Origin of the sequence: Pararhizobium sp., assembly GCF_035497515.1 — a bacterium.
Taxonomy (GTDB): Bacteria; Pseudomonadota; Alphaproteobacteria; order Rhizobiales; family Rhizobiaceae; genus Pararhizobium.
This window is the reverse complement of the sequence record NZ_DATJDJ010000207.1, coordinates 1-4024: the sequence shown is the minus strand read 5'-3', so window position 1 is coordinate 4024 and position 4024 is coordinate 1. Positions and strand designations below refer to the sequence as shown.

General features: G+C 59.9%; 3 protein-coding genes. All 3 read right to left on the bottom strand.

All coding sequences use genetic code 11. The annotated features are described in order from the left end of the window. Positions 1–2031, bottom strand: a 2031-nt coding sequence (gene rpoD, locus VL202_RS21305; protein ID WP_325466058.1) for an RNA polymerase sigma factor RpoD, incomplete at its 3' end; no start/stop codon positions are given. A 457-nt stretch (positions 2032–2488) separates the two neighbouring features. Beyond that, entirely contained in the window at positions 2489–2833 is a 345-nt protein-coding gene (locus VL202_RS21300; protein ID WP_325466057.1) for a GFA family protein, read from the bottom strand. Positions 2834–2893: 60 nt separating this feature from the next. Beyond that, positions 2894–3931: an L-threonine 3-dehydrogenase gene (gene tdh / locus VL202_RS21295; RefSeq protein WP_325466056.1), complete on the bottom strand. Its 1038-nt coding sequence runs from the start codon at positions 3929–3931 to the stop codon at positions 2894–2896. Between the last annotated feature and the right edge of the window lie 93 nt (positions 3932–4024).

The following is a 4024-nucleotide window of genomic DNA, read 5'->3' as shown; positions in this document are numbered from 1 at the left end:
CAGCTTCCTGGAGCGGCTCGGGTGCTTCAGCTTGCGCAGCGCCTTGGCCTCGATCTGGCGGATACGCTCGCGGGTGACCGAGAACTGTTGGCCGACTTCTTCGAGCGTATGGTCGGTGTTCATGCCGATGCCGAAACGCATGCGCAGGACGCGCTCTTCGCGCGGCGTGAGCGAGGCCAGCACGCGGGTCGTCGTCTCGCGCAGGTTCGCCTGGATGGCGGCGTCGATCGGCAGCAGCGCGTTCTTGTCCTCGATGAAATCGCCGAGATGCGAATCCTCTTCGTCGCCTACCGGGGTTTCGAGCGAGATCGGCTCCTTGGCGATCTTCAGGACCTTGCGGACCTTTTCGAGCGGCATGGCCAGCTTTTCGCCCAGTTCTTCCGGGGTCGGCTCGCGGCCGATCTCGTGCAGCATCTGGCGCGAGGTACGAACGATCTTGTTGATCGTCTCGATCATGTGCACCGGAATGCGGATGGTGCGGGCCTGGTCGGCGATCGAGCGGGTGATCGCTTGGCGAATCCACCAGGTCGCATAGGTCGAGAACTTGTAGCCACGACGGTACTCGAACTTGTCGACCGCCTTCATCAGGCCGATATTGCCTTCCTGGATGAGATCCAGGAACTGAAGGCCGCGGTTGGTGTACTTCTTGGCGATGGAGATGACGAGACGCAGGTTTGCCTCGACCATTTCCTTCTTGGCGATGCGGGCTTCACGCTCGCCCTTCTGCACCATCGAGACGATGCGGCGGAATTCGGCGATCGAAATGCCGGTTTCCGTGGCGAGGTTCTGGATCTCGGCACGGAGGTTGCGGATCATCGTGTTTTCGTTCTTGGCGAATTCCTTCCAGCCCTTGGCGGCCAGGTTGGAGATCGACTTCATCCAGTTCGGATCGAGTTCGGCCCCGGAATACTGCTCCAGGAACGAGTCGCGCTTGACCCCGTAGGATTCGGCGAGCCGCAGCAGCCGGCCTTCGTTCTGCATCAGGCGCTTGGAAATGTCGTAGAGCTGCTCGACAAGGCTGTCGACACGGTTCTGATTGAGCGACAGCGACTTCACGGCCGTGATCAGTTCGTCCTTCAGTTCCTTGTAGCGGCGCTCCTGGGCCGGCGACAGGGTACCGGTCGCAGCCAGTCGGGCTTCCACCTGCTGGTCCTGCAGCTTGCGCAGCTTCTTGTAGGTCTCGGCGATGATGTCGAGCGTTTCCATGACCTGCGGGCGCAGTTCGGCTTCCATGGCCGCAAGGGAAAGGTTCGACTCGTCGTCGTCCTCTTCCTCTTCTTCCGGCGGCAGGCCTTCACCGCCGACATTGGTGATGTCGTCGTCGCCGCCGCGCGGCCTGCGGTTCTTTTCCTTTTCCTCGGCCGCCTTGCGATCGGCCTCGATCTTTTCCGGGCTCTGGAACTGCGGCGCAGCCTTGGCCTCGGGGCCGGAATAGGTGGTTTCAAGATCGATGATCTCGCGCAGCAGCGTGTTGCCTTCGTTGAGTTCGTCACGCCAGATGATGATGGCCTGGAACGTCAACGGGCTCTCGCAGAGACCGGCGATCATGGTTTCGCGACCGGCCTCGATGCGCTTGGCGATGGCGATTTCGCCCTCGCGCGACAGGAGCTCGACCGAGCCCATTTCGCGCAAGTACATGCGCACCGGATCATCGGTACGGTCGGTCGGTTCTTTCTTCTTGGCGGTCGCAAGCGCCGTGCCGCTCGAAGGCGCAAGTTCGCCGCCTTCGCTTTCGCTATCGGAATCGCTGTCTTCTTCCTCGGCGGCGGCGCCACCCTCTTCGGTTTCCTCGTCCTCGACGACATTGATGCCCATGTCGGACAGCATCGCCATCGTGTCTTCGATCTGCTCGGAGGTCACTTCCTCGGAAGGCAGGACGGAGTTCAGCTCGTCCATGGTCACATAGCCGCGTTTCTTGGCGGCCTTGATCATCTTCTTGACAGCGTCATCCGAGAGGTCGAGAAGCGGTCCGTCAGGTGCGCCTTCGCGTTCGCCTTCAGCTTCTTCGTTCTCTTTGACTTTTGTTGCCATTTAAATCGTCGCTTTCCTGGACAGCATTCAACGTGTGAGCGGTGCAACCTGATCTAGGCCCGGGTGCGTCAAACGCTCCCACCGCGAATCATTACCCCTGACGTAAAGGGATGACATTTAATTCCTGATTAACCACGATAGTCACCGTGGTTCCAAGGCCGGCTGCGACAGCAGCGCCATTTGGACATCATCTTCATGATGGTCGTATCGGCCGTACCCATTTCACCTTCTGTGTTAGAAATGGTGATTCCCACAATTTTCGGTCCCGTCAAGCATTTCCGGCGAAAAACCGTTCAAATCGGCAAAAAAGGCCGAATCAAGCCATCGGCTTAAAAAGATTCAGTTCCCATGCCGGAAATGTAGGAACTGCCCGCCAAAAGACAAGGGCTGAACGATTTCGAGACTGCCGTCAGACAGGAATCGCGCCCTCACGGCGCCGATGGGCAAGGTCGCCGCCTCAGAACTGCTTGCCATCGACCTTGATGACGACGAGCGAATCCAGATCCACGTCCAGCAGGCAGCGAACATTGATCGCCGCGATCGGGCCGTCCATTCCGTCCCCTTCGCCATAGGGTGCGATACCGCAAACGGCGCAGAAATGGTGGAGGATGACGTGTTTGTGGAACTGGTAGGTGGAGACGGCCGCTTCCGGCGTGCGCAAGGTCACCATTTCGCTCGGCACGAAAGCGATCAGCCCGCCGCGCCGGCGGCACATCGAACAATTGCAGTCTATCACTTCGGTGATCTCGCCATCGACCTCGAAGACAATACCGCCGCAATGACAGCTACCGATATAGGCCATCAGCGCCCTCTCTACGCGTTTCGTCGACAACAGATGACACAGCCGTGCGGGATTTCAAGCTCACATCCAGTCCATCACCACCTTGCCGGAATTACCGGAACGCATCGCCTCGAAACCTTCGCGGAAATCGTCGATGCCGATCCGGTGGGTGATGATCGGGGCGAGATCCAGCCCCCCCTGCACGAAGGCGATCATCTTGTACCAGGTCTCGAACATTTCGCGGCCATAGATGCCCTTCAGGTTGAGCATCTTGAAGATCACCTTGTTCCAGTCGATCTCGAAGCCGGTGGGCGCGATGCCGAGAATGGCGATCTTGCCGCCATTGTTCATCTTGTCGATCATGTCGCGGAAGGCCGGTGCCGCGCCCGACATTTCCAGCCCGACATCAAAACCCTCGGTCATGCCGATGCGTTTCATCACGTCCGAGAGATTTTCCTTCGAAGCATCGACAACGTAGTCAATGCCCAGCTTTTCAGCGAGCGCCAGCCGCACCGGATTGATGTCGGTGATCACCACCTTGCGGGCGCCGGAGCGCTTGGCGACCATGGCGCCCATGATGCCGATCGGCCCGGCGCCGGTGACCAGCACGTCCTCGCCGACCAGGTCGAAGGACAGCGCGGTGTGCACCGCATTGCCGAAGGGATCGAAGATGGCGGCAATCTCATCGGGCACGTCGTCGGGGATGGAGACGACATTGTATTCGGGAATGCAGACGAACTCGCCGAACGAGCCCGGGCGATGCACGCCGACGCCGAGCGTGTTGCGGCAGAGATGCCCCCGGCCCGCACGGCAATTGCGGCACTTTCCGCAGACGATATGCCCCTCGCCGGAAACGCGCTCGCCGACATGATATTTGGTGACCGCGGAGCCGATCTGCGCAATCTCGCCGACGAATTCATGGCCGACCACCATCGGCACCGGAATGGTCTTCTGCGCCCATTGGTCCCAGTTCCAGATATGCACGTCGGTGCCGCAGATCGCGGATTTTTTCACCTTGATCAGCACGTCGTTCGGACCCGGCTCGGGCACCGGCACATGCTCCATCCAGAGGCCGACCTCGGGTTTCGCCTTGACGAGGGCTTTCATCATGTTGGTCATTTCTTGTGTCCTCACTCGAGCCTGTGGAGCAGACCCCTCACCAACTTCGGCCAAGGGTTCGCTGAAGCTCACCCGGCCTTCGTATCCTCTCCC

Bases quoted from the DNA above. Each gene is read 5' to 3' on its own strand.
- VL202_RS21300 (WP_325466057.1), bottom strand. From the start codon at position 2,833: ATGGCCTATATCGGTAGCTGTCATTGCGGCGGTATTGTCTTCGAGGTC.
- tdh (WP_325466056.1), bottom strand. From the start codon at position 3,931: ATGACCAACATGATGAAAGCCCTCGTCAAGGCGAAACCCGAGGTCGGC.